Raw genomic sequence first — 22,315 nt, forward strand, 5'->3', positions numbered from 1 at the left:
ATCCATTCCAAGATACCACTAGGGAGCACAAGCATGCGACAAGACAAACTGACGACCAAGCTTCAGGAAGCGCTGGCGGATGCCCAGAGCCTGGCGGTCGGCAACGATAACCAGTACATCGATCCGGCCCACCTGCTGCTCGCCCTGCTGAACCAGGACGACGGCGGCGCCCGCTCGCTGCTGCAGCGGGCCGGCGTCAACGTCGGCGCGCTGGCCAACGCCCTCAAATCAGCGCTCGAGCGCCTGCCGAAAGTCATGGGCACCGGCGGCGACGTGCAGGTCTCGCGCGAACTGGTGGCCCTGCTGAACCTGGCCGATCGCGAGTCGCAGAAGCGTGGCGACCAGTTCCTGGCCTCCGAGATGATCCTGCTGGCGCTGACCGAGGACAAGTCGGAAGCCGGCCGCCTGGCGCGCGAACATGGCCTGGCGCGCAAGTCGCTGGAATCGGCGATCTCGGCGGTGCGCGGCGGCGAAGCGGTGAACTCGCAGGACGCCGAAGGCCAGCGCGAGGCGCTGAAAAAATACACCCTCGACCTGACCGAGCGTGCCCGCCAGGGCAAATTGGACCCGGTGATCGGCCGCGACGACGAGATCCGCCGCGCGATCCAGGTGCTGCAGCGCCGTTCCAAGAACAACCCGGTCCTGATCGGCGAGCCCGGCGTGGGCAAGACCGCCATTGTCGAGGGCCTGGCGCAGCGCATCGTCAACGGCGAGGTGCCCGATTCGCTCAAGGGCAAGCGCGTGCTCTCGCTCGACATGGCGGCCCTGCTGGCCGGCGCCAAGTACCGCGGCGAGTTCGAGGAAAGGCTCAAGAGCGTCCTGAAGGAGCTGGCCCAGGACGAAGGCCAGACCATCGTCTTCATCGACGAGATCCACACCATGGTCGGCGCCGGCAAGGCCGAGGGCGCGATGGACGCCGGCAACATGCTCAAGCCCGCGCTGGCCCGCGGCGAACTGCACTGCGTGGGCGCGACCACGCTGGACGAGTACCGCAAGTACGTCGAGAAGGACGCCGCGCTGGAGCGCCGCTTCCAGAAGATCATGGTCGACGAGCCGAGCGTGGAGGCGACCATCGCCATCCTGCGCGGCCTGCAGGAGAAATACGAGCTGCACCACAAGGTCGAGATCACCGACCCGGCCATCATCGCCGCGGCCGAGCTGTCGCACCGCTACATCAGCGACCGCTTCCTGCCGGACAAGGCGATCGACCTGATCGACGAAGCGGCCTCGAAGATCAAGATCGAGATCGATTCCAAACCGGAAGTGATGGACAAGCTCGAACGGCGCCTGATCCAGCTGAAGATCGAGCGCGAAGCCGTGCGCAAGGAAACCGACGAAGCCTCGATGCGGCGCCTGGAGCTGATCGGCGAGGAGATCGCGCGCCTGGAACGCGAGTACAACGACTACGAGGAGATCCTCAAGTCCGAGAAGGCGGCGGTGCAGGGTACGGCGCACATCAAGGAAGAGATCGAGCGGGTCCGCCACCAGATCGAGGAAGCCAAGCGCCAGAGCGACTACAGCCGCATGTCCGAGCTGTCGTATGGCCGCCTGCCGGAACTGGAAGCCCAGCTGAAGAAGGCCGAGGAAGCCGCCGCCGGCGCCGATGGCGATGCGACCAAGCCCAAGCTCCTGCGCACCCAGGTCGGCGCCGAGGAAATCGCCGAAGTGGTGGCGCGCGCGACCGGCATCCCGGTGTCGCGCATGATGCAGGGCGAGCGCGAGAAGCTGCTGCACATCGAGGAAAAGCTGCACGAGCGGGTGGTGGGCCAGGACGAGGCGATCGAGGCGGTGTCGGATGCGATCCGGCGCTCGCGCGCCGGCCTGTCCGATCCGAACCGCCCCTACGGTTCCTTCATGTTCCTGGGCCCGACCGGGGTCGGCAAGACCGAACTGTGCAAGGCGCTGGCGAGCTTCCTGTTCGATACCGAGGACGCGCTGGTGCGCATCGACATGAGCGAGTTCATGGAGAAGCATTCGGTCGCCCGCCTGATCGGCGCGCCACCGGGCTATGTCGGCTATGAAGAGGGCGGCTACCTGACCGAGGCCGTACGCCGCAAGCCGTACAGCGTGATCCTGCTGGACGAAATCGAGAAGGCGCACCCGGACGTGTTCAACGTCCTGCTGCAGGCGCTCGACGACGGCCGCATGACCGACGGCCAGGGTCGTACCGTGGATTTCAAGAACACGGTGATCGTGATGACCTCGAACCTGGGTTCCAACAAGATCCAGTCTATGGACACCGACGAGCCTGGCGTAGTGAAGCTGGCCGTGATGGCCGAGGTGCGCGGGCACTTCCGTCCCGAGTTCATCAACCGCATCGACGAGATCGTGGTGTTCCATGCGCTCGATGAGAAGAACATCGGTGCGATCGCCAAGATCCAGCTGCACAACCTGGAGGAACGCCTGGCCAAGATGGAGATGCAGCTCGACATTGACGACGAAGCCCTGCAGAAGATCGCCGAGGCGGGCTACGACCCGGTGTATGGGGCGCGTCCGCTCAAGCGCGCGATCCAGCAGCAGATCGAGAATCCGCTGTCGAAAGCAATCCTGGCCGGCCGCTTCGGACCCAAGGACACCATCCCGGTGCGGGTGCGCGGCGGGAACCTGGTGTTCGGCGAACAGGTGGAACTGGCGAAGTAAGCCTGCACGCGGTGGCCGCTGCGGCGGCTTGAGCTCTCATCTCGAACGGCGCGACCTGCAAGGGTGGCGCCGTTTTTCTTGCATCGTCGACCTATTCTCGACGATTTCCCACGATATGAAACGATATCTCCGCATCGCGAAATGCGCGGCGCGATCAGCCGCAGCATGGACTCCCATTTTTTGAAATTTCATGCCGGATCATGAAATACCATTCGCAAGATATTGAAAGTAAAAGAAAAAATAAAGTTCCTATGTCTTATATAAGAGTTGTTGTGCTGCGCACAAACTGATCTATGATAGTGCCAACGGATGTGAATAACGCGGCTTGAATCCCTCTACCAATCGCTCTACCAATCGTTCTACCTTCAGGAGAAACAACCATGGCAACTCGTGAACAACAGATCAGTGAACTGCAGCAAGACTGGGACACCAATCCGCGCTGGAAAAATGTGACGCGCAACTACACGGCGGCCGACGTGGTGCGCCTGCGCGGATCGGTCCAGATCGAGCACACACTGGCCAAGCGCGGCGCCGAGAAGCTGTGGGACCTGGTCAACAACGAGCCCTACGTGAACGCGCTGGGCGCACTGACCGGCAACCAGGCCATGCAGCAGGTCAAGGCCGGCCTGAAGGCCATCTACCTGTCGGGCTGGCAGGTGGCGGGCGACGCCAACGTGGCTGGCGAGATGTATCCGGACCAGTCGCTGTATCCGGCCAACTCGGTGCCGCAGGTGGTGCGCCGCATCAACAACACCTTCCAGCGCGCCGACCAGATCCAGTGGTCGGAAGGCAAGGACGACATTGACTACTTCGCCCCGATCGTGGCCGATGCCGAAGCCGGCTTCGGCGGCGTGCTCAACGCGTTCGAGCTGATGAAGGCCATGATCGATGCCGGCGCCGCCGGCGTGCACTTCGAAGACCAGCTGGCCTCGGTCAAGAAATGCGGCCACATGGGCGGCAAGGTGCTGGTGCCGACCCGCGAAGCCGTCGAAAAACTCAACGCCGCGCGCCTGGCGGCCGACGTGATGGGCACCCCGACCCTGGTCATCGCCCGCACCGATGCCGAGGCGGCCGACCTGCTCACCTCGGACGTGGACGACAACGACAAGCCCTTCTGCACTGGCGAGCGCACCGTCGAGGGCTTCTTCAAGGTGAAACCGGGCATCGAGCAGGCCATTTCGCGCGGCCTGGCCTACGCGCCGTTCGCCGACCTCGTGTGGTGCGAGACCGGCAAGCCGGACCTGAACTTCGCCAAGCAGTTCGCCGAAGCCATCCATGCGAAATTCCCGGGCAAGATGCTGGCCTATAACTGCTCGCCCTCGTTCAACTGGAAGAAGAACCTGGACGACGCCACCATCGCCAAGTTCCAGAAGGAGCTGGGCGCGATGGGCTACAAGTTCCAGTTCATCACCCTGGCCGGCTTCCACGCCCTGAACTACGGCATGTTCAACCTGGCGCATGGCTATGCGCGCCGTGGCATGTCGGCCTTCGTGGAACTGCAGGAAGCAGAGTTCGCCGCGGCCGAGAAGGGCTTCACCGCGGTCAAGCACCAGCGCGAAGTCGGCACCGGCTACTTCGATGCCGTCACCCAGACCATCCAGCAGAACCAGAGCTCGACCACGGCCCTGCATGGCTCGACCGAGGACGAGCAGTTCTTCGACGAGAAGAAGGTCGCGTAAGCCCCGCTTCCTGCCTGAGCCGTGAACGCCGCAGCGCCCGTCGGGCCTGCGGCTTTTTTCGTAGGGTGGGCAGATTCTGCCCACGCGGTGATCGATTGCAGAAGTGTCATCCGGCACGGGATCGGAGCCAGCGACCGCGTGGGCAAGGAACTTGCCCACCCTACAAAAGCCCGGGAAGTGTCGATGTAGTGGATAATGGCGCCCATTGCGCCGTTCAGACCCGGCACCGACACTTTCTCAGGAATTCCAGCTTATGTTGAGCTACCGCCACGCCTTCCACGCGGGTAACCACGCCGATGTCCTCAAACACTTCGTCCAGGTGCAATTGCACCTGTATATGAACCAGAAGGACGTGCCCTATACCTATATCGATACCCATTCCGGCGCCGGCGTCTACGCGCTCGACAGCTTCCAGGCGACCAAGACCGCGGAATTCGATACCGGCATCGGCCCCCTGTGGAACGCGACCGAGGTGCCGGCACCGCTGAAGCCTTACCTGGACCTGGTCAAGTCGATGAACCCGAGCGGCAAGATGCGCTACTACCCGGGTTCTCCCTACGTGGCCGACCAGATGGCGCGCCTGGACGACCGCCTGCGCCTGTTCGAGCTGCACCCGGCGGACGTCAAGATCCTGCACGAGAACGTGCGCAAGGCCGAGGCGCACAAGGCCGAGCAGGGCGAACGCGCGCGCGGCAAGCGCGTCATCATCGAGCATGGCGACGGCTTCCAGAGCCTGAAGAAGCTGCTGCCGCCGCCGTCGCGCCGGGCCCTGGTGCTGGTCGACCCGCCGTATGAAGTCAAGGACGACTACAAGAAGGTGCGCGACGCGCTCGAAGAGGCCCTCGGCCGCTTCCCGAGCGGCATGTATGCGGTCTGGTACCCGGTGCTGCAGCGCATGGAGTCGCGCCAGTTCCCCGACAAGCTCAAGCGCCTGCCGGCCAAGGAATGGCTGAACGTCACCCTCACCATCTCGACCCCCGGCCCGGACGGCATCGGGCTGCACAGCAGCGGCATGTTCATCCTGAATCCGCCGTATACGCTGGAAGCCATGCTGCGCGAAACCATGCCCTACCTGGTGCAGGTGCTGGGCAAGGATAGCGGGGCGCGCTTCACCATCGAGCGCGGCACCCAGCTCACGGGCGCCGCCTCGGCGCGCCTGGCGGGCGAAGGACCGCGCGCGCCGGTCGGCAATGCGCGCCGCGCCAGCCCGCTGTCGGGCAAGGGCAGCCTGCGCCTGCCGGGCCAGAGCATGCTGCGCGAGGGTGAGGAGGAAGGGCGCGGCCCGGGCGCCAAGCCGGCCAAGCCGGCCACCCCGGCGCCGCGGCGCGCCTGGCGTCCGGACGGCAACACGCAGGGCAAGCCGCAGGCGCCAGCCTCCAGCCCGGCACGCGCGGAAAGCAAGCGTCCTTCGGACGGCGGCCCCAGGACGGCCGGGCCACGCCCGGGCAACCGGAGTGGCAAGCGCTGAGCACGCAATTCGATATAAAAATGCTAATAATGTCGGATTTGTAGTATAGTCTTCAAGGCGGATGTGCGCGTCCGCCGGCCGGCGCCTTCGTGCCGCAACCGTTTCCAGGAGTTTTACCGATGCATGCCGAAGCAGCGGCAGCGGCATCCGTGCCGTCCAACGATTTTTTCCTCGCGCGTCAGCCCATCCTTGGCCGGGACCAGCACCTCGTGGCATTCGAGCTGCTGTTCCGCGCCGCGGGCGAGGACGACGACGCCAAGCTGACCGACAATGCGGCGGCGACGGCGGCCGTCATTTCCCACGCATCCCAGCTCGGCATGGAGCAGGTGGTGGGCGAACGCCTGGCCTTCGTCAATGTGGACGAGGTCGTCCTGATGAGCGACTTCGTGCGTTTCCTGCCGCCCCACCAGGTTATCCTTGAAATCCTGGAGACAGTCAAGCCGACCCAGGCGTTGCTGGCGCGCGTGGCCGAGCTGAAGGAGCTCGGTTTCAAGTTCGCGGTCGATGACGTGGTCGAGCATTCGCCCGAGCTCGACCGGCTGGTCGGGCTGGTCGACGTGATCAAGGTGGACGTCAAGCTGGTGCCGCGCGAGGAACTCGAGCGCCTGGTGGCGTCGCTGCGGGGTACCGGCAAGAAGCTGCTGGCGGAAAAGGTCGAGACGCTCGACGAATTCCGGCTCTGCATGGACCTCGGCTTCGAATACTTCCAGGGCTATTATTTTGCCCGCCCGGTGATCCTGTCGGGCAAGAAGATCGCGCCCTCCGAAATGGCGATCCTGCGCCTGCTGGAGCTGGTGAGCTCGGATGCCGACGCCGCCAGCATCGAGACGGCGGTCAAGCGCGACGCCCTGATCAGCCTGAACCTGCTGCGCCTGGTGAACAGCCGCGCGGCGTCCGGTACCCGGATCGAATCGCTGGCCCAGGCCCTGCAGCAGCTCGGGCGGCGCCAGCTGCAGCGCTGGCTGCAGATCCTGCTGTACACGACGGCCGGCGGCGCGGAACTGGCTTCGCCGCTGCTGCAGCTGGCCACCACCCGCGGCAAGCTGCTGGAACTGATGTCGCTGGCGCGCGCGCCGCAGGATGCGGCACGGGCCGACCGCGCCTTTACGGTGGGCATCATGTCGCTGGCGGACGCCCTGTTCTCGATCCCGATGCGCGACATCCTCGACAACGTCGAGGTGCCGGACGAAGTGCGCGCCGCGCTGATCGAGCGGGAAGGGGAGTTCGGCACCATGCTGCGGGTGGCCGAACTGCTCGAGGCGGCCGAGGGCGGTGGCAAGCTCTACAATGCGCTATGCCGGCTGGACCTGTCGGTGGCGCAGATCCGCAGCATCGAGCTGCAAGCCTTCGACTGGGTGCGCGAGCTGACCCACGAGCCGCACTGAGAGCTGCACTGAGCGCCACGCCGGCGCGCTCCTTACTGCGCGAGGAACAGGAATACGGTCGGCTTCTTGTGGAAGTCCGGCCCTTTGCCGCCAGCCAGCGCCGCCTTCCACCTGGCCGCGCTCAGGGTCTTGACCGATTCGCTCGGCAGCGACAGGTCGGTTGCCACGCACACCAGGGTGCCCGGCTGGCAGGCGCTGACCAGGGCCTCCAGCATCTGGCCGTTGCGGTAGGGGGTCTCGATCAGCAGCTGAGTCTGCTTCTCGCTGCGCGAACGGCCTTCCAGTTGCTGGATGCGCTTGCTGCGTTGGCCGGTGTCGGTCGGCAGGTAGCCATTGAAGGCGAAACTCTGGCCGTTCAGGCCGCTTGCCATCACGGCCAGCAGCAGCGAGGACGGCCCCACCAGGGGGCGTACGGGAATCCCATGCTGGTGGGCCAGGCGCACCAGGTCGGCGCCCGGATCGGCTACCGCCGGCACTCCCGCTTCCGACACCAGGCCGGCGTCGCGTCCGGCCAGCAGCGGCGCCAGCAGCTGGCCCAGGGCCGCCGCCGGGGTGTTCACGTTCAGTTCGGCGATCTCGATTTCCTGCAGCGGCCGCGCCAGCGGATGGTCGAGCGCGACCAGTTTCAGGAAGGCGCGCGCCGTCTTGGCGTTCTCGGCCACGAAATAATCGAGGCGCGCGGTGAGCGCCTGCACTTGCTTGGGCAGCAGGGCGGACAGGGCGCCGGGTGCGGCGTCGACAGGACCGAGGGTATTGGGAATCAGGTAGAGGGTGCCGGGCATCGTGGATTGGTAAGGATGAAAGTTACAGGCCGAAGAAGGAGACGCCGGCGCGGCGCAGCATGCCGGTGAGCGCGACCAGGGGCAGACCGGTGAGGGCGGTCGGGTCGTCCGACACGATCCGTTCCAGCAGGGCGATGCCCAGGCCCTCGTTCTTGGCGCTGCCGGCGCAGTCGTAGGGCTGCTCGATGCGCAGGTAGGCGTCCAGTTCGGCGTCGGGCAGGTCGCGGAAGTCGACGAAGACCTGCACGTTGTCCAGCTGGACGGCGCGGGCCGGGTCGGGCGCGCGGCTGTCCCACAGGCACAGGGCCGTATGGAAGACGACGCGCCGGCCGCGCATCAGTTGCAGCTGGGCCAGGGCGCGCGCGTGGTCGCCGGGTTTGCCGATCTGCATGCCGTCCAGCGTGGCAACCTGGTCCGAGCCGATCACCAGCGCCCCGGGCGCTCGCGCCGCCACCGCCGCCGCCTTCTCCCGTGCCAGGCGCAGGGCGGTATCCTGCGGGGCCTCGCCGGGCAGCGGCGCTTCGTCGATATTGGGGGCGATCGCTTCGAAAGGCAGTTGCAGGCGCGCCAGCAGTTCGCGGCGGTAGGCGGAGCTGGAAGCGAGAATGAGGCGCGGCGGCGTGGAACTTGGTATCATTGCGGTCGGCAAAGCAATAATTTATAAGAAAAGCTGATAAATCCGGGTCTCGAACAAGAGAACGCGATAAATAAGCCCGCTCGTACTGGATCGACTGCCGGCACTGGATACCGCATACAACGCAGGGCGCCAAAAACAGCGCAAGTCTTTGACTCTACGGCGAGAAGCCTGTTATTATCGCAGGTTTTCCGGGGAAGTTTTCCAAATGAGCGCTTTTGTCATTGACGCCTTCGAGTTTTGCCGGAATAGCGGACACCGCGAGGGCGCGACGCCCGTTGCCGAGATGACCCGTCTGGCCGCCGAATGCGCCGACAAGTCCGGCGGCGCGTCCGGCGAGATTCGCTGGTCGATCGACGGCGGCCTGACCAGGCAGGGTTATCCGTCGATGACCCTGGCGGTCGCCGGCCCCGTGAAGCTGGTCTGCCAGCGTTGCCTGACCCCGATGGATTACCAGATCGACTCGTCCACCATGCTGGTACTCGGCAAGGACGAGGAGGATGCGGATGCGATCGAGGAAATCCTCGACGACGAGAGCATCGACGTGATCGTCGGCAGCCGCGAGTGCGATATCCGCCAGCTGCTGGAAGACGAAGCCCTGCTGGCCCTGCCGCAGGCACCGAAGCACGAGGTATGTCCGGACACCAAGCTGCTGGATGGCCTCAAGACCGAGAAGGTCTCGCCGTTCGCGGCCCTGAAAAATCTCAAGCCAGAGTAAAAACCGAATTTGTAGTACCGCAGCGTAGCAAGGCAGCACCCGCAGTACGACTGAAAGAACGTGTCAAACGCGTGCAGTAGTCGAGTATGGCAGTAGGCAGTGATGTAGGCAGCGTTAAAACATGTCGGCAATGGATTGAATAAGAAATTGCCGCTGGGATACTCGATCTGCAAGTATTTGCAAGTCGAATGTGTTAGAATTTTAGAACTTATGTATTAGGAGTCATCATGGCAGTTCAGCAGAATAAGAAGTCCCCGTCGAAGCGCGGCATGCACCGTTCGCACGATTTCCTGACCGCACCGAACCTGGCAGTCGAGCCGACCACCGGCGAAACCCACCTGCGTCACCACATCAGCCCGAACGGTTTCTACCGTGGCCGTAAAGTCCTGAAGACCAAGAACGACGAATAATCGCCGTCTTGTTGTTCAGTACCATGGAAGCGGTGCGACGTATGTTCTGTGCGTGGCGCCGCTTTTTCTTTCGCATTTCCGTTTTTAGCGGCTGCAACAAGCTTGCACTCCGTCATTTTGAATTGCGTGGACCATGGCTGGCCCCGTGCCAAGCCCGATCCCATCCTGCCGCCCGCCGTATCGCCTGTCTTGCTCGTCTTGCCTGAGCCGGCATCCCTAACAAATGACAATCACCATATCCATTGACTGCATGGGCGGAGACCACGGCCCCTCAGTTACCATTCCGGCAGCCATTTCGTTTCTAAAAAAACAAGCTGACGTCCACCTCATCCTGGTGGGTCTCGAAGATACCCTGCGCGCCGAGCTCAAGAAGCATCGCGCGGAAGGCCATCCCCGTATCACCCTCAAGCACGCGACCGAGGTCGTGACCATGGACGATCCCCTGGAAATCGCCCTGCGCAAGAAGAAGGATTCGTCGATGCGCGTGGCGATCGAGCTGGTCAAGGACGGCGGGGCCAACGCCTGCGTCTCGGCCGGCAATACCGGCGCCCTGATGGCCGTCTCGCGCTATGTGCTCAAGACCATGGCCGGCGTCGACCGCCCGGCGATTTGCTCGATCATGCCGAACCAGAAGAACGGCCCGACCTACATGCTCGACCTGGGCGCCAACGTGGACTGTGAACCGCACCACCTGCACCAGTTCGCCATCATGGGCTCGGTGCTGTGCTCGGCGATGGAAGGTATTCCGCGCCCCAGCATCGGCCTGCTCAACGTCGGCACCGAGGAAATCAAGGGCAACGACGTGGTCAAGGCCACCGGCGCCCTGCTGCGCGCCGACCATGAGCGCGGCAAGCTGAACTTCCACGGCAACGTGGAAGGCAATGACATCTTCAAGGGCACCGTGGACGTGGTGGTCTGCGACGGCTTCGTCGGCAACGTTACGCTCAAGGCGGTCGAAGGCTTGTCGCGCTTCTTCAAGTCGGTGTTCACCGAGAACATCCTGTCGATCGCCGGCGCCTTGCTGGCCCGGAAATCGCTGAAGAAACTCAATCCCGAGCGCTACAATGGCGCCGGTCTGCTGGGCCTGAAAGGCCTGGTGTTCAAGAGCCACGGCGGGGCCAATGCCTTCGCCTTCGAATGGGCAATCAAGCGCGCCTACGACGCGGCCAAATACGATGTTCAAGAGCAACTGTCGGCGCTGATCGCCGAACTGATGCCGACTTCGCCTGACTCCCAGCGCCAGGCGTAACCAGAACCAAGCAGGATGGTGGAGAGATGACTGTGTATAGCAAGATCACCGGTACCGGCAGCTACCTGCCGGCCAAGCGCGTCACCAACGACGAGCTCGCGGCCCAGCTGGCCGAGAGCGGCATCGAGACGTCCGACGAATGGATCGTCACCCGCAGCGGCATCGAGAGCCGCCACTATGCGGCCCCCGACGAGAACGCTTCCGACCTGGCCGTGCATGCCGCGCGCAAGGCGCTGGAAAGCGCCGGCCGCCAGCCCGGCGACATCGAACTGGTGATCGTCGCCAGCTCCACCCCCGATTTCCACGGGAGCTTCCCGAGCACTGCCTGCATCGTGCAGCAGAAGCTCGGCATGGCCAACAACAGCGCCGCGTTCGATGTGCAGGCCGTGTGCAGCGGCTTCGTGTACGCGGTCTCGACCGCCGACGCCTTCATCCGCGCCGGCGTCTACAAGTCGGTGCTGGTGATCGGCGCCGAAGTGTTCTCGCGCATCCTCGACTTCAGCGACCGCACCACCTGCGTGCTGTTCGGCGACGGCGCCGGCGCCGTGGTGCTGGAAGCCTCGAACGAGGCCGGCATCCTGGCCACCAAGCTGCACGCCGACGGCAGCCACGCCGGCATCCTGTCGGTGCCGGGCAACCTGGCCGGCGGTGCGGTCGCCGGCAGCGGCTTCCTCTACATGGATGGCCCGGCCGTGTTCAAGCTGGCCGTCACGGTGCTGGAAGAAGTGGCCAAGGAAGCGCTGGCCCATGCGCAGATGCAGGCCTCCGACATCGACTGGCTGATCCCGCACCAGGCCAACCTGCGCATCATGAAGGGCACCGCCAAGAAGCTCGGCCTGCCGATGGAAAAAATGGTCGTCACCGTCGACCAGCATGGCAACACCTCGGCCGCCTCGATCCCGCTGGCACTCGATGCCGCCATGCGCGATGGACGCATCCGCAAGGGTGATAACGTGCTGATGGAAGGCGTCGGCGGCGGTTTCACCTGGGGCGCGATCCTCGCCCGCATGTAAGCGTTTTGCGCCGCGGCGCATGTGCCGCCGCGATGCGTAGGGTGGGCAGGTTTCCTGCCCACGCGTTCAATCATGGTATGCGTTGCCACAGTGCGTCTGTAAGTTGGGCGCGTGGACGGGAAACCCGCCCACCCTGCAGGCAGGCCACGCATCTGCGTATAGAAAGAAGAAGACATGAGCAAATTCGCATTCCTGTTTACGGGCCAGGGTGCCCAGGCCGTCGGCATGCTGAACGGCTTCGCCGGCAATCCGGTCGTCGAGCAGACCGTGCTGGAAGCCTCGGATGCCCTCGGCTTCGACATCGGCAAGCTGATCGCCGAAGGCCCGAAGGAAGACCTCGACCTCACCACCAACACCCAGCCCGTCATGCTGACGGCTGCCGTCGCCGTGTACCGCGCCTGGATCGCGGCCGGCGGCCCGGTCCCGAGCGTGGTGGCAGGCCACAGCTTGGGTGAGTACTCGGCCCTGGTCGCCGCCGGCGCGATCGAATTCAAGGATGCGGTGCCGCTGGTGCGTTTCCGCGCGCAGGCGATGCAGGACGCGGTGCCGGTCGGGCAGGGCGGCATGGCCGTCGTGCTGGGCCTGGCCGCGGACGATGTGCGCGCGGTGTGCGCCGAAGCGGCCCAGGGCGAGGTGGTCGAAGCGGTCAACTTCAACGAGCCGACCCAGATCGTGATCGCCGGCCATGCTGGCGCGATCGACCGCGCCTGCGAGATCGCCAAGGCCAGGGGTGCCAAGCGCGCCATGAAGCTGGCCGTGTCGGCGCCGTTCCACTCCTCGCTGCTCAAGCCTGCCTCGGACCGCCTGCGCGACTACATGGAGAACATCGCCTTCTCGGCGCCGCGGATCGACTTGATCAACAACGTCGACGTCGCTATCCTGCACGATCCGGCTGCGATCAAGGATGCCCTGGTGCGCCAGGCCGCCGGTCCAGTGCGCTGGGTCGAGACGATGCAGAAAATGGTGGCAAGCGGCGTCACCCAGGTGATCGAGTGCGCCCCGAGCAAGACCCTGATCGGCATGGCCAAGCGCATCGATCCGGTGCTGGCCGGCGAAGCCCTGGTGGACCAGGCAGCGCTGGAGCGCGTGCTGGCATCGGTCCAGGCCGCCTGAATACATACGACAAGAAAAGGAAGAGCATGAACCTGCAGAACCAAGTCGCCCTCGTCACCGGCGCATCGCGCGGCATCGGCAAGGCCATCGCGCTGGAACTGGCGCGCCAGGGTGCGAAAGTGGTCGGCACCGCCACCAGCGAAGCCGGCGCGCAAGCGATCAGCGACTACCTGAACGAATTCGGCGGCAAGGGCGTGGTCCTGAACGTCACCGATGCCGCCCAGTGCGGCGCCGTGGTCGACGAGGTGCAGAAATCCTTTGGCAGCCTGTCCATCCTGGTCAACAATGCCGGCATCACCCAGGACAACCTGGCCATGCGCATGAAGGACGAGGAGTGGGACAGCGTCATCTCCACCAACCTGACGGCCGTCGGTCGCCTGTCGCGCCTGGTCCTGCGCGGGATGATGAAGGCCAAACACGGCCGCATCATCAACATCACCTCGGTGGTGGGTGCCTCGGGCAACCCGGGCCAGATGAACTACGCCGCCGCCAAGGCCGGCGTGGCCGGCATGACCCGCGCCCTGGCGCGCGAGATCGGCAGCCGCAACATTACCGTCAACTGCGTGGCGCCGGGCTTCATCGATACCGACATGACCAAGGCGCTGGGCGAAGACCAGCATGGCGCACTGCTGCAGCAGATCCCGCTGGGCCGCCTGGGCCAGCCGGAGGACATCGCCCACGCCGTGGCCTTCCTGGCCGGCCCGACCGCCGCCTACATCACGGGCAGCGAACTGCACGTGAATGGCGGCATGTACATGAATTGATCGCGAAAAGCAGGCGAAGCGCGCCCGGCTGCGCACGCGCGTGCGCGAGAAACGGCGCATTCGCTTCTTTTAGCAGTAATTTCGGTGGAAATAGCGGTAATCGCCGAAAGTAGTTTTTCACGGCGCAAACCTGATAAAATGCGCGCACTTTCCGCAACACATACCTAATGGAGCCATAACATGTCGGATATCGAACAACGCGTTAAAAAAATCGTCGCTGAGCAACTGGGCGTTGCAGAAGCAGACATCAAAATCGAATCCTCGTTCGTTGACGACCTCGGCGCTGACTCGCTGGACACCGTGGAACTGGTGATGGCACTGGAAGACGAGTTCGAAATGGAAATCCCTGACGAGCAGGCTGAGAAGATCACCACCGTCAAGCAAGCCATCGACTACGCCACCGCGCACGTCAAGGCCTAAGCTGTCGCTGTCGCTTTAAAAGTTTCTGGGAGAATCGCTTGAGCCGTTCACGCAACCGCCGTGTCGTCGTTACCGGCCTGGGCTGCATTTCACCTATCGGCAACACCATTGCCGAGGCGTGGGAAGCGGCGCTGGCCGGTAAGTCGGGCATTGCCAACATTACCAAGTTCGATGCTTCGCAGTTCACGACCCGTTTCGCCGGCGAAGTGAAGAACTTCAATGTCGAGGATTACCTGCCGGGCAAGGAAGGCCGCCACATGGATAGCTTTATCCATTACGGCATGGCCGCCGGCATCCAGGCCCTGCAGGATTCGGGCCTGGTCGTGACCGAGGAAAACGCGGACCGCATCGGTGTGACCATCGGTTCGGGTATCGGCGGCCTGCCGATGATCGAAGCCACCAAGGAAGAGTACACGGCCAAGGGTCCGCGCCGGATCTCGCCGTTCTTCGTGCCGGCCTCGATCATCAACATGATCTCGGGCGATCTCTCGATCAAATTCGGCCTGCGCGGCCCGAACCTGGCGATCGTCACCGCCTGCACCACGGGCCTGCACTGCATCGGCGCGGCTGCCCGCCTGATCGAGTACGGCGACGCGGACGTGATGATCGCTGGCGGCGCCGAGTCGACCGTCTCGCCGCTGGGCCTGGGCGGCTTCGCCTCGGCCAGGGCGCTGTCCACCCGCAACGACGATCCGACCACCGCGTCGCGTCCGTGGGACCAGGACCGCGACGGCTTCGTGCTGGGCGAGGGCGCCGGCGTGATGGTGCTCGAAGAGTACGAACACGCGGTCAAGCGCGGCGCGAAGATCTATGCGGAAGTCATCGGCTTCGGCATGAGCGCGGACGCCAACCACATCACCTCGCCGGTCGAGGATGGCAGCGGCGCCGCCCGCTGCATGGTGGCGGCACTGCACAACGCCGGCTTGAACGCCAGCGAAGTCCACTACGTCAATGCGCACGGCACCTCGACGCCGCTGGGCGACGTGGCGGAAGTGCGCGGCATCAAGCGCGTGTTCGGCGACCATGCGAAGAATATCGTCGTGAACTCGACCAAGTCGATGACCGGCCACCTGCTCGGTGGCGCCGGCGGCCTGGAATCGGTGTTCACCGTGCTGGCGATCCACAAGCAGGTTTCGCCGCCGACGATCAATATCTTCAACCAGGATCCGGAATGCGACCTGGACTTCTGCGCCAACACGGCGCGGGACATGAAGATCGACTACGCGGTCAAGAACTCCTTCGGCTTCGGCGGTACCAACGGTACCCTCGTGTTCGCGAAAGTCTGAACCTGACCACGCCCATTCCGGTCTAACCGGGATGGGCGCCTGACAGCCTCGACCGTTCGGTCCTGCGCTTCCTTCGTTGCAGCGCCGTGCTCTTTGCACGGTCCCGGCTTGCGGCGCCAGTAATACCCCCTTGCTACCTGCCCTCCTGCCGCCATGCCGCATGCGCTGAGCATCGTCATCGCGCCTTCGTGCCGCCTGCGTTGGCTGCTGGCGGCCATGGGCGCCGTGCTGGCCGCCGCCGCGGCTGGCGTCGCCATGGCCGCGCCCGGCCGCTACCGCGCCGCCATCCTGGCCGTGGCCATGCTGCTCGCCGCTTCCCTGTCGCTGCTGCATGCTGCGCTGCGGCGCGCAACGCAGCAGCGCATTGATCTTTCTGGACCCGGCCAGCTACACCTGACGGTACAACAGGGTGTGCGGCCGGACAGCCAGGCCTCGCGACCGGTGCGCCTGCTGCCCGGCTCGACAGTGTGGCCGCGGATAATGGTGCTGCGCCTGGGCCTGGACAATGGCCGTTGCCGGACGCTGGTGGTCCTGCCCGACAGCGTGTCGCCAGAGGGCTTTCGTGCGCTGGCGGTGGCGCTCGGCACGGGCCGCGGGGCAGTGGACGCGTCATCGATCGCACACAAAATACTTTGAACTTATTGCAGCGGGCCAACTCTTAATCAGGGAGGACCGGTGCAGCCGATGGGGCAGGGGTCCGTGACGACAGAACGCGAGGGAGATCAGGCGCTGGTGGAGCGCGTCCAGGGGGGAGACCGGGGCGCGTTCGACCTGCTAGTGGCCAAGTACCAGCGCCGCCTGATGCGCCTGGTGTCGCGCCTTGTGCACGATCCGGCCGAAGCCGAGGACGTGGTGCAGGAAACCTTCATCAAGGCCTTCCGCGCCTTGCGCCATTTCCGCGGCGATTCGGCCTTTTATACCTGGCTGTACCGGATCGGGATCAACACCGCCAAGAACTACCTCGTGACGCAGGGCCGCCGTGCACCGACCTCCACCGACGCCGATGCGGAACGGGCGGAAGGATTTGACGATGCGGACAGCTTGCGCGACATAAACACGCCGGAGTCGATGTTGGCAAGCAAGCAGATCGCCCAGACGGTGAATGCGGCGATGGAAGCACTGCCGCTGGAGTTGCGTACGGCGATCGTGTTGCGGGAGATCGAAGGATTGAGCTACGAAGAGATATCCGAGGTGATGGCCTGCCCGATCGGCACCGTGCGCAGCCGGATTTTCCGTGCGCGCGAAGTTATCGCCGAGAAATTGCGTCCATTACTCGATTTCCCGGTTGACAAACGCCGCTGAATAGCGGGATCGTAAGCGGGCGGAACAGCAAACAGGGCGCAGGCTGGCAAAGCGGCATTCACATGGACACCAACAGGAAGACACGCGAAAACATCTCGGCCTTTGCCGACGGCGAACTGCCGGAGAGCGAGCACGAGCTCGCACTGGCCTCGCTGCGCGAACCTGACGGGCGCCAGACCTGGGCCCTGTACCACCGCATCGGCGACCTGCTGCGCGCACCGCCGCCGGCGCAAGCGTATGCGCCGGAGCTGTCGCCCGCTTTCTCCGACCGTCTCGCCGCCAGGCTGGCCGCCGAACCGCTGCCGCCACGGCGCGCCCCGGCACCGCCCGCGGGCGCGGCCGGTGCCCTGTCCGCCATTTCTCCAACGCTCGCGCCGCTTGACGGCGCCGATGGGGCGCAGCCGGCGCCGGGCGCCACCGCCTGTGCATTGACCCGCATCCCGTAACGCGCAGCGCGACAAGCTGCGGGTTTTGGCTTACCATAAAGTCAATCTCAGCCTTCCATGCCATCCCATGACCCGCGATTCGTCCAGCGCGCAGGTGCGCGCCCCCTCCCGACTGTCTTTCCATGCGCGCGCCGTGCGCGGCGCCGGACTGGCCCTGTCCCTCCTGCTGGCCTGCGCTGCCGTCCCGTCCGGCGCACTGGCGGCGGCGCCGGTCCAGGCCCCGGTCGTGACCGGCCTGCCTGATTTTTCCGACCTGATCGACAAGGTCGGTCCGGCCGTCGTGAACATCCGCACCACCGAGCGCGTCACGCGCGGCCAGGGCGTGCCCGGCGAAGAGGAAATGCAGGAATTCCTGCGCCGCTTCTTCGGCGGCCAGATCCCGCGCGGCGGCCGCGGCGGCCGGCCCGGCGGGCAGGGCGGCGGCGTGGAAGAGCAGGTGACGCGCGGCGTCGGTTCCGGCTTCATCATTTCGGCCGACGGCTTCGTGCTCACCAATGCCCACGTGGTGGAGGGCGCCGACGAAGTCACCGTCACGCTCACCGACCGCCGCGAGTTCAAGGCCAAGGTATTGGGTGCCGACCGCCGTTCCGACGTGGCCCTGCTCAAGCTCTCGGCCGGCAACCTGCCCTACCTGCGCACTGGCGACTCGAGCAAGATCCGGGTCGGGGAATGGGTGGTGGCGATCGGCTCGCCCTTCAACCTCGACAACACCGTGACCGCCGGCATCATCTCGGCCAAGTCGCGCGATACCGGCGAATACCTGCCGCTGATCCAGTCCGACGTCGCCGTCAACCCGGGCAATTCGGGCGGCCCCCTGATCAACATGCGCGGCGAAGTCATCGGCATCAATTCGCAGATCGCCACGCTTTCGGGCGCCTATAACGGCATTTCCTTCGCCGTGCCGATCGACGAAGTGATGCGCGTCGCCGACCAGCTGAAAACCACGGGCAAGGTTACCCGCGGGCGCCTGGGCGTGCAGATCAGCGAAGTCACGCGCGACGTCGCCGAGTCGCTCGGCCTGGGCAAGGCGCGCGGCGCCGAAGTGGCGATGGTGGAGGCCGGCGGTCCCGCGGAAAAGGCGGGGATCAAGGTCGGCGACATCATCCTGAAGTTCAACAACCAGGCGATCGACACCACGCGCGACCTGCCGCGCCTGGTCGGTGCCACCAAGGTCGGCAGCCGCGCCACCGTCACCGTCTGGCGCCGCGGCAGCCAGCTCGAGTTGCCGGTCACCATCGTCGAGTTGCAGGAAGAGAAGTCGCCCACGGCCCGTCCGGCGCCGAAGAAGCCGGCGCCCGGCGTAGCGCCGAATGCGCTTGGCCTGGTGGTGTCTGACATCACGCCGGCCCAGCGCGGCGAGCTCGGCGTCGAGAGCGGCGTGCTGGTCGAGAATGTCCAGGGCAGCGCGGCCACGGCCGGCATCCAGCCGGGCGACGTGATTTCCCAGGTCGGCAACACGCCGGTGGGCAATGCCGCCCAGTTCGGCGCCTTGGTCGCCAAGCTCGATCCGAAGAAGCCGGTCGCCCTCCTGGTGCGGCGCGAGGGCGTCAGCCAGTACGTCGTCGTGAAACCGCGCCAATGAGCGTGCCGCCGGTGCGGGTGATCCCGTTTACGCTGTACTCGCGCAGCTATTGCCACCTGTGCGAGGACATGCGCCAGGCGCTGCTGGCCCTGCAGCGGCCCGGCGAGCGCTTCGAGGTCGAGGTGCTCGACGTGGATGCCGATCCGGCCCTGCTGGCGCGCTTCGACGAACTGGTGCCGGTGCTGTTCGGCGACCCGTCCGGGCAGGAGCTGTGCCATTACTTCCTCGATGCCGCGGCCGCGCGCGGCTGGGCCGACGCCGCGTAGGGAAGGCGGCTAGTCCCGCCGCCGACCAGTCCGCGAATCCAGGGCCGCCCACGCGTTCAACGCCAGCGCGCAGGACGCCGTGGGGGCGGGACATGCGGCGCGTGCGCGGGGAGGCAAGGCTGCAGATCATCCGGCGCGATAGCGCCGCCACCCTACGAATCCCGCCAAATCGGCCCGGACTGGCAAGAAAACCTGCTTTCTGCCTGGCAGCTCCCCCAAAACCGGGCTTTCCGCCGCGGAATCCGGTAAAATGCCGGGGTCGGAAAAGCGTCTGCCCTTTGCACGCGCCATTCCATCGCTTTCGCAAGCGCTTCTGCCGGGGCCCGGCATGCCCCCACGGAGCGCTTTTTTGCATGACGATTTCGTTTTGTCCTGATCGCTGTAGCCTGCCGCGCTTTCCGCGGCCTTTCTGGTTTTGAGCTTTGTTAATGAACAACATACGTAACTTTTCCATCATCGCCCACATCGACCACGGCAAATCGACCCTCGCCGACCGCATCATCCAGCTGTGCGGCGGCCTGTCGGAACGCGAAATGGACGCCCAGGTGCTCGACTCGATGGACCTGGAGCGCGAGCGCGGCATCACCATCAAGGCCCAGACCGCGGCGCTGCAGTACAAGGCGCGCGACGGCCAGGTCTACAACCTGAACCTGATCGACACCCCGGGCCACGTCGACTTTTCCTATGAGGTGTCGCGTTCGCTGTCGGCCTGCGAAGGCGCGCTGCTGGTGGTCGACGCCAGCCAGGGCGTGGAAGCGCAGACGGTGGCCAACTGCTACACGGCGCTCGACCTGGGCGTGGAAGTGGTGCCGATCCTGAACAAGATCGACCTGCCGCACGCCGACCCGGACAATGCCAAGAAAGAAATCGAGGACGTGATCGGCATCGATGCGTCCGACGCTACCGTGTGCTCGGCCAAGACCGGCCTGGGCGTGGAAGACGTGCTGGAAACCCTGATCGCGAAGGTCCCGCCGCCCAAGGGCGACAAGGATGCGCCGCTGCAGGCCCTGATCGTCGATTCCTGGTACGACCCCTATGTGGGCGTCGTGATGCTGGTGCGCGTCGTCAACGGCACCCTGCGTCCGAAGGAAAAGATCCTCTTGATGGCGACCGGGTCCGTGAACCTGGTCGAGAGCGTCGGCGTGTTCACCCCGCGTTCGGTGCCGCTGCAGGAGCTGTCGGCAGGGCAGGTGGGCTTCATCATCGCCGGTATCAAGGAACTGACCGCCGCCAAGGTGGGCGATACCGTCACCCTGGCCGCCAAGCCGGCTCCCGAACCGCTGCCGGGCTTCAAGGAAGTGCAGCCGCAGGTGTTCGCCGGCCTGTTCCCGGTCGAAGCGAACCAGTACGACGCCCTGCGCGACTCGCTGGAAAAGCTCAAGCTCAACGACGCTGCCCTGATGTACGAGCCGGAAGTGTCGCAGGCGCTGGGCTTCGGCTTCCGCTGCGGCTTCCTGGGCCTGCTGCACATGGAAATCGTGCAGGAACGCCTCGAGCGCGAGTTCGACATGGACCTGATCACCACCGCGCCGACCGTGGTGTATGAGGTCGAGATGCGCGACGGCAGCATGGTCCGCGTCGACAACCCGTCGAAGATGCCGGAACCGTCCAAGATCAACGAAGTGCGCGAGCCGATCGTCGACGTCAACCTGTACATGCCGCAAGAGTACGTCGGTGCCGTGATGACCCTGTGTAACGGCAAGCGCGGTGTGCAAATGGACATGGCCTACCATGGCCGCCAGGTCAAGCTGCACTACGAGATCCCGATGGCGGAAATCGTGCTCGACTTCTTCGACCGCCTGAAATCCACCTCGCGCGGCTATGCCTCGATGGACTACGAGTTCAAGGAATACCGCGCCGCCGACGTGGTCAAGGTCGACATGCTGATCAACAGCGAGAAGGTCGACGCGCTGGCGATCATCGTGCACCGCGCCAACGCCCCCTACCGTGGACGCCAGGTGGCGGCCAAGATGCGCGAACTGATCCCGCGCCAGATGTTCGACGTGGCGATCCAGGCCGCGATCGGCGCGACCATCATCTCGCGCGAGAACGTCAAGGCGCTGCGCAAGAACGTGCTGGCCAAGTGCTACGGCGGCGACATTTCGCGTAAAAAGAAGCTGCTGGAAAAGCAGAAGGCCGGCAAGAAGCGCATGAAGCAGGTCGGTTCGGTGGAGATCCCGCAGGAGGCCTTCCTGGCCATCCTCCAGGTGGAAGAAAAATAAATGGATATCCAAACCGTGCTGAGCAATTTTGCCCTGATCCTGTTCGTCCTGATGGTGGTTACGGGCACGATCTGGTGCCTGGACGTGTTCGTGCTGTCCAAGCAGCGCCGCCGCGCCGCCGACCTCGCCCTGCGCGAGTACGACGAGCGCAACGAGAAACTGCGCCGCGAAGGCATCAAGCCCGACAGCGGCAACGGGCGCGCGGCGATCGAGCAGGCTCACCTGCGCCAGCCGACCTGGGTCGAGTACTCCGGCAGCTTCTTCCCGGTGATCGCCCTGGTCTTCATCCTGCGTTCCTTCCTGTGGGAGCCGTTCAAGATCCCGTCCTCCTCGATGGTGCCGACCCTGCTGGTGGGCGACTTCATCCTGGTGAACAAGTATGCCTACGGCATCCGCCTGCCGATCATCAACAAGAAGGTGATCGAGGTCGGCGCACCGCAGCGGGGCGACGTGATGGTGTTCAAGTATCCGAAGGACCTGAGCCAGGATTACATCAAGCGCGTCATCGGCGTGCCGGGTGACAAGATCACCTATGAAAACAAGCGCCTGACCGTGAACGGCAAGCCGGTTGCGTACACGCCGATGGACGACTACCTGGACGACCAGCATCCGATGTACCACAAGCAGTTCATGGAAAACCTGACCGGCGTGCCGCACCGCATCCTGAATACCGAGGACAGGCGCAGCTTCGACCTGGGCGCCGTTGATTTCGTCGGCCATCGTGAAGCTTGCGACTATTCCTACGACAAATTTACCTGTATCGTACCTCCAGGCAACTATTTCATGATGGGCGATAACCGCGACAACAGTGCCGACAGCCGCTATTGGGGCTTCGTTCCGGACAAGAACATTGTTGGCAAGGCGATCGTCGTCTGGATGAACCTCAGCAATCCGAAACGGATCGGTAGCATCCAGTAATATCCAGGTAGCGGAGAA

Annotated in this window: 21 protein-coding genes; 19 read left to right on the top strand and 2 right to left on the bottom strand. The window is 64.7% G+C overall.

Features of this window, described 5'->3' with window-relative positions; all coding sequences use genetic code 11:
* The first annotated feature begins 33 nt into the window (after nt 1–33).
* The 4 genes from clpB to LE190_RS04475 all read left to right on the top strand — a co-directional run bounded on the left by clpB (nt 34) and on the right by LE190_RS04475 (nt 7,172).
* On the top strand, nt 34–2,640 hold the full coding sequence (gene clpB, locus LE190_RS04460) for an ATP-dependent chaperone ClpB (protein ID WP_225237559.1): 2,607 nt from the start codon (nt 34–36) through the stop codon (nt 2,638–2,640).
* Nucleotides 2,641–3,020: 380 nt separating this feature from the next.
* Entirely contained in the window at nt 3,021–4,319 is a 1,299-nt protein-coding gene (gene aceA / locus LE190_RS04465; protein WP_225237560.1) for an isocitrate lyase, read from the top strand.
* A 253-nt stretch (nt 4,320–4,572) separates the two neighbouring features.
* Entirely contained in the window at nt 4,573–5,787 is a 1,215-nt protein-coding gene (locus tag LE190_RS04470; RefSeq protein ID WP_225237561.1) for a 23S rRNA (adenine(2030)-N(6))-methyltransferase RlmJ, read from the top strand.
* A gap of 119 nt (nt 5,788–5,906) precedes the next feature.
* A complete protein-coding gene (locus LE190_RS04475) occupies nt 5,907–7,172 on the top strand; it encodes an EAL and HDOD domain-containing protein (RefSeq protein ID WP_225237562.1) in 1,266 nt (421 codons plus the stop codon).
* Nucleotides 7,173–7,204: 32 nt separating this feature from the next.
* Here LE190_RS04475 and LE190_RS04480 read toward each other — a convergent pair whose 3' ends face one another.
* Nucleotides 7,205–7,954, bottom strand: a complete 750-nt coding sequence (locus LE190_RS04480; protein WP_225237563.1) for an SAM-dependent methyltransferase — start codon at nt 7,952–7,954, stop codon at nt 7,205–7,207.
* Between the two features lie 22 nt (nt 7,955–7,976).
* On the bottom strand, nt 7,977–8,591 hold the full coding sequence (locus LE190_RS04485) for a Maf family nucleotide pyrophosphatase (protein ID WP_225237564.1): 615 nt from the start codon (nt 8,589–8,591) through the stop codon (nt 7,977–7,979).
* A gap of 205 nt (nt 8,592–8,796) precedes the next feature.
* On the opposite strand from LE190_RS04485, the gene LE190_RS04490 reads away from it, so the two are divergent.
* The 15 genes from LE190_RS04490 to lepB all read left to right on the top strand — a co-directional run bounded on the left by LE190_RS04490 (nt 8,797) and on the right by lepB (nt 22,297).
* Nucleotides 8,797–9,306 (top strand): YceD family protein, encoded by a 510-nt coding sequence (locus LE190_RS04490; RefSeq protein ID WP_225237565.1) that lies wholly within the window; start codon nt 8,797–8,799, stop codon nt 9,304–9,306.
* Nucleotides 9,307–9,533: 227 nt separating this feature from the next.
* The gene (gene rpmF, locus LE190_RS04495; protein ID WP_005666806.1) at nt 9,534–9,716 is read left to right on the top strand and encodes a 50S ribosomal protein L32; all 183 of its coding nucleotides are present in this window, start codon (nt 9,534–9,536) and stop codon (nt 9,714–9,716) included.
* Nucleotides 9,717–9,939: 223 nt separating this feature from the next.
* Nucleotides 9,940–10,965, top strand: coding sequence for a phosphate acyltransferase PlsX (gene plsX / locus LE190_RS04500; protein ID WP_225237566.1), 1,026 nt, complete (start codon nt 9,940–9,942; stop codon nt 10,963–10,965).
* Nucleotides 10,966–10,991: 26 nt separating this feature from the next.
* Entirely contained in the window at nt 10,992–11,978 is a 987-nt protein-coding gene (locus tag LE190_RS04505) for a beta-ketoacyl-ACP synthase III (RefSeq protein WP_229516861.1), read from the top strand.
* A gap of 174 nt (nt 11,979–12,152) precedes the next feature.
* Entirely contained in the window at nt 12,153–13,091 is a 939-nt protein-coding gene (fabD, locus tag LE190_RS04510; RefSeq protein ID WP_225237567.1) for an ACP S-malonyltransferase, read from the top strand.
* Between the two features lie 26 nt (nt 13,092–13,117).
* On the top strand, nt 13,118–13,855 hold the full coding sequence (gene fabG, locus LE190_RS04515; RefSeq protein ID WP_225237568.1) for a 3-oxoacyl-ACP reductase FabG: 738 nt from the start codon (nt 13,118–13,120) through the stop codon (nt 13,853–13,855).
* A gap of 180 nt (nt 13,856–14,035) precedes the next feature.
* Nucleotides 14,036–14,275: an acyl carrier protein gene (gene acpP, locus LE190_RS04520; protein WP_020653257.1), complete on the top strand. Its 240-nt coding sequence runs from the start codon at nt 14,036–14,038 to the stop codon at nt 14,273–14,275.
* Nucleotides 14,276–14,313: 38 nt separating this feature from the next.
* Nucleotides 14,314–15,561: a beta-ketoacyl-ACP synthase II gene (fabF, locus tag LE190_RS04525; RefSeq protein WP_225237569.1), complete on the top strand. Its 1,248-nt coding sequence runs from the start codon at nt 14,314–14,316 to the stop codon at nt 15,559–15,561.
* 153 nt (nt 15,562–15,714) lie between these two features.
* Nucleotides 15,715–16,197 carry a protein YgfX gene (locus tag LE190_RS04530; protein WP_225237570.1) on the top strand — a complete coding sequence of 161 codons (483 nt, stop codon included), beginning with the start codon at nt 15,715–15,717 and terminating at the stop codon, nt 16,195–16,197.
* Between the two features lie 63 nt (nt 16,198–16,260).
* Entirely contained in the window at nt 16,261–16,863 is a 603-nt protein-coding gene (gene rpoE, locus LE190_RS04535; RefSeq protein ID WP_225237571.1) for an RNA polymerase sigma factor RpoE, read from the top strand.
* 62 nt (nt 16,864–16,925) lie between these two features.
* A complete protein-coding gene (locus tag LE190_RS04540) occupies nt 16,926–17,309 on the top strand; it encodes a sigma-E factor negative regulatory protein (protein WP_225237572.1) in 384 nt (127 codons plus the stop codon).
* A 67-nt stretch (nt 17,310–17,376) separates the two neighbouring features.
* Nucleotides 17,377–18,891 carry a DegQ family serine endoprotease gene (locus LE190_RS04545; RefSeq protein WP_225237573.1) on the top strand — a complete coding sequence of 505 codons (1,515 nt, stop codon included), beginning with the start codon at nt 17,377–17,379 and terminating at the stop codon, nt 18,889–18,891.
* On the top strand, nt 18,888–19,157 hold the full coding sequence (locus LE190_RS04550) for a glutaredoxin family protein (RefSeq protein ID WP_224947313.1): 270 nt from the start codon (nt 18,888–18,890) through the stop codon (nt 19,155–19,157). The genes LE190_RS04545 and LE190_RS04550 overlap by 4 nt, the downstream gene beginning before the upstream one ends.
* A 428-nt stretch (nt 19,158–19,585) precedes the next feature.
* Nucleotides 19,586–21,379, top strand: coding sequence for a translation elongation factor 4 (lepA, locus tag LE190_RS04555; protein WP_224947314.1), 1,794 nt, complete (start codon nt 19,586–19,588; stop codon nt 21,377–21,379).
* Nucleotides 21,380–22,297, top strand: a complete 918-nt coding sequence (lepB, locus tag LE190_RS04560) for a signal peptidase I (RefSeq protein WP_225237574.1) — start codon at nt 21,380–21,382, stop codon at nt 22,295–22,297.
* The last annotated feature ends 18 nt before the right edge of the window (nt 22,298–22,315 follow it).

The organism is Massilia hydrophila (assembly GCF_020208145.1).
Lineage (GTDB): Bacteria > Pseudomonadota > Gammaproteobacteria > Burkholderiales > Burkholderiaceae_D > Telluria > Telluria hydrophila.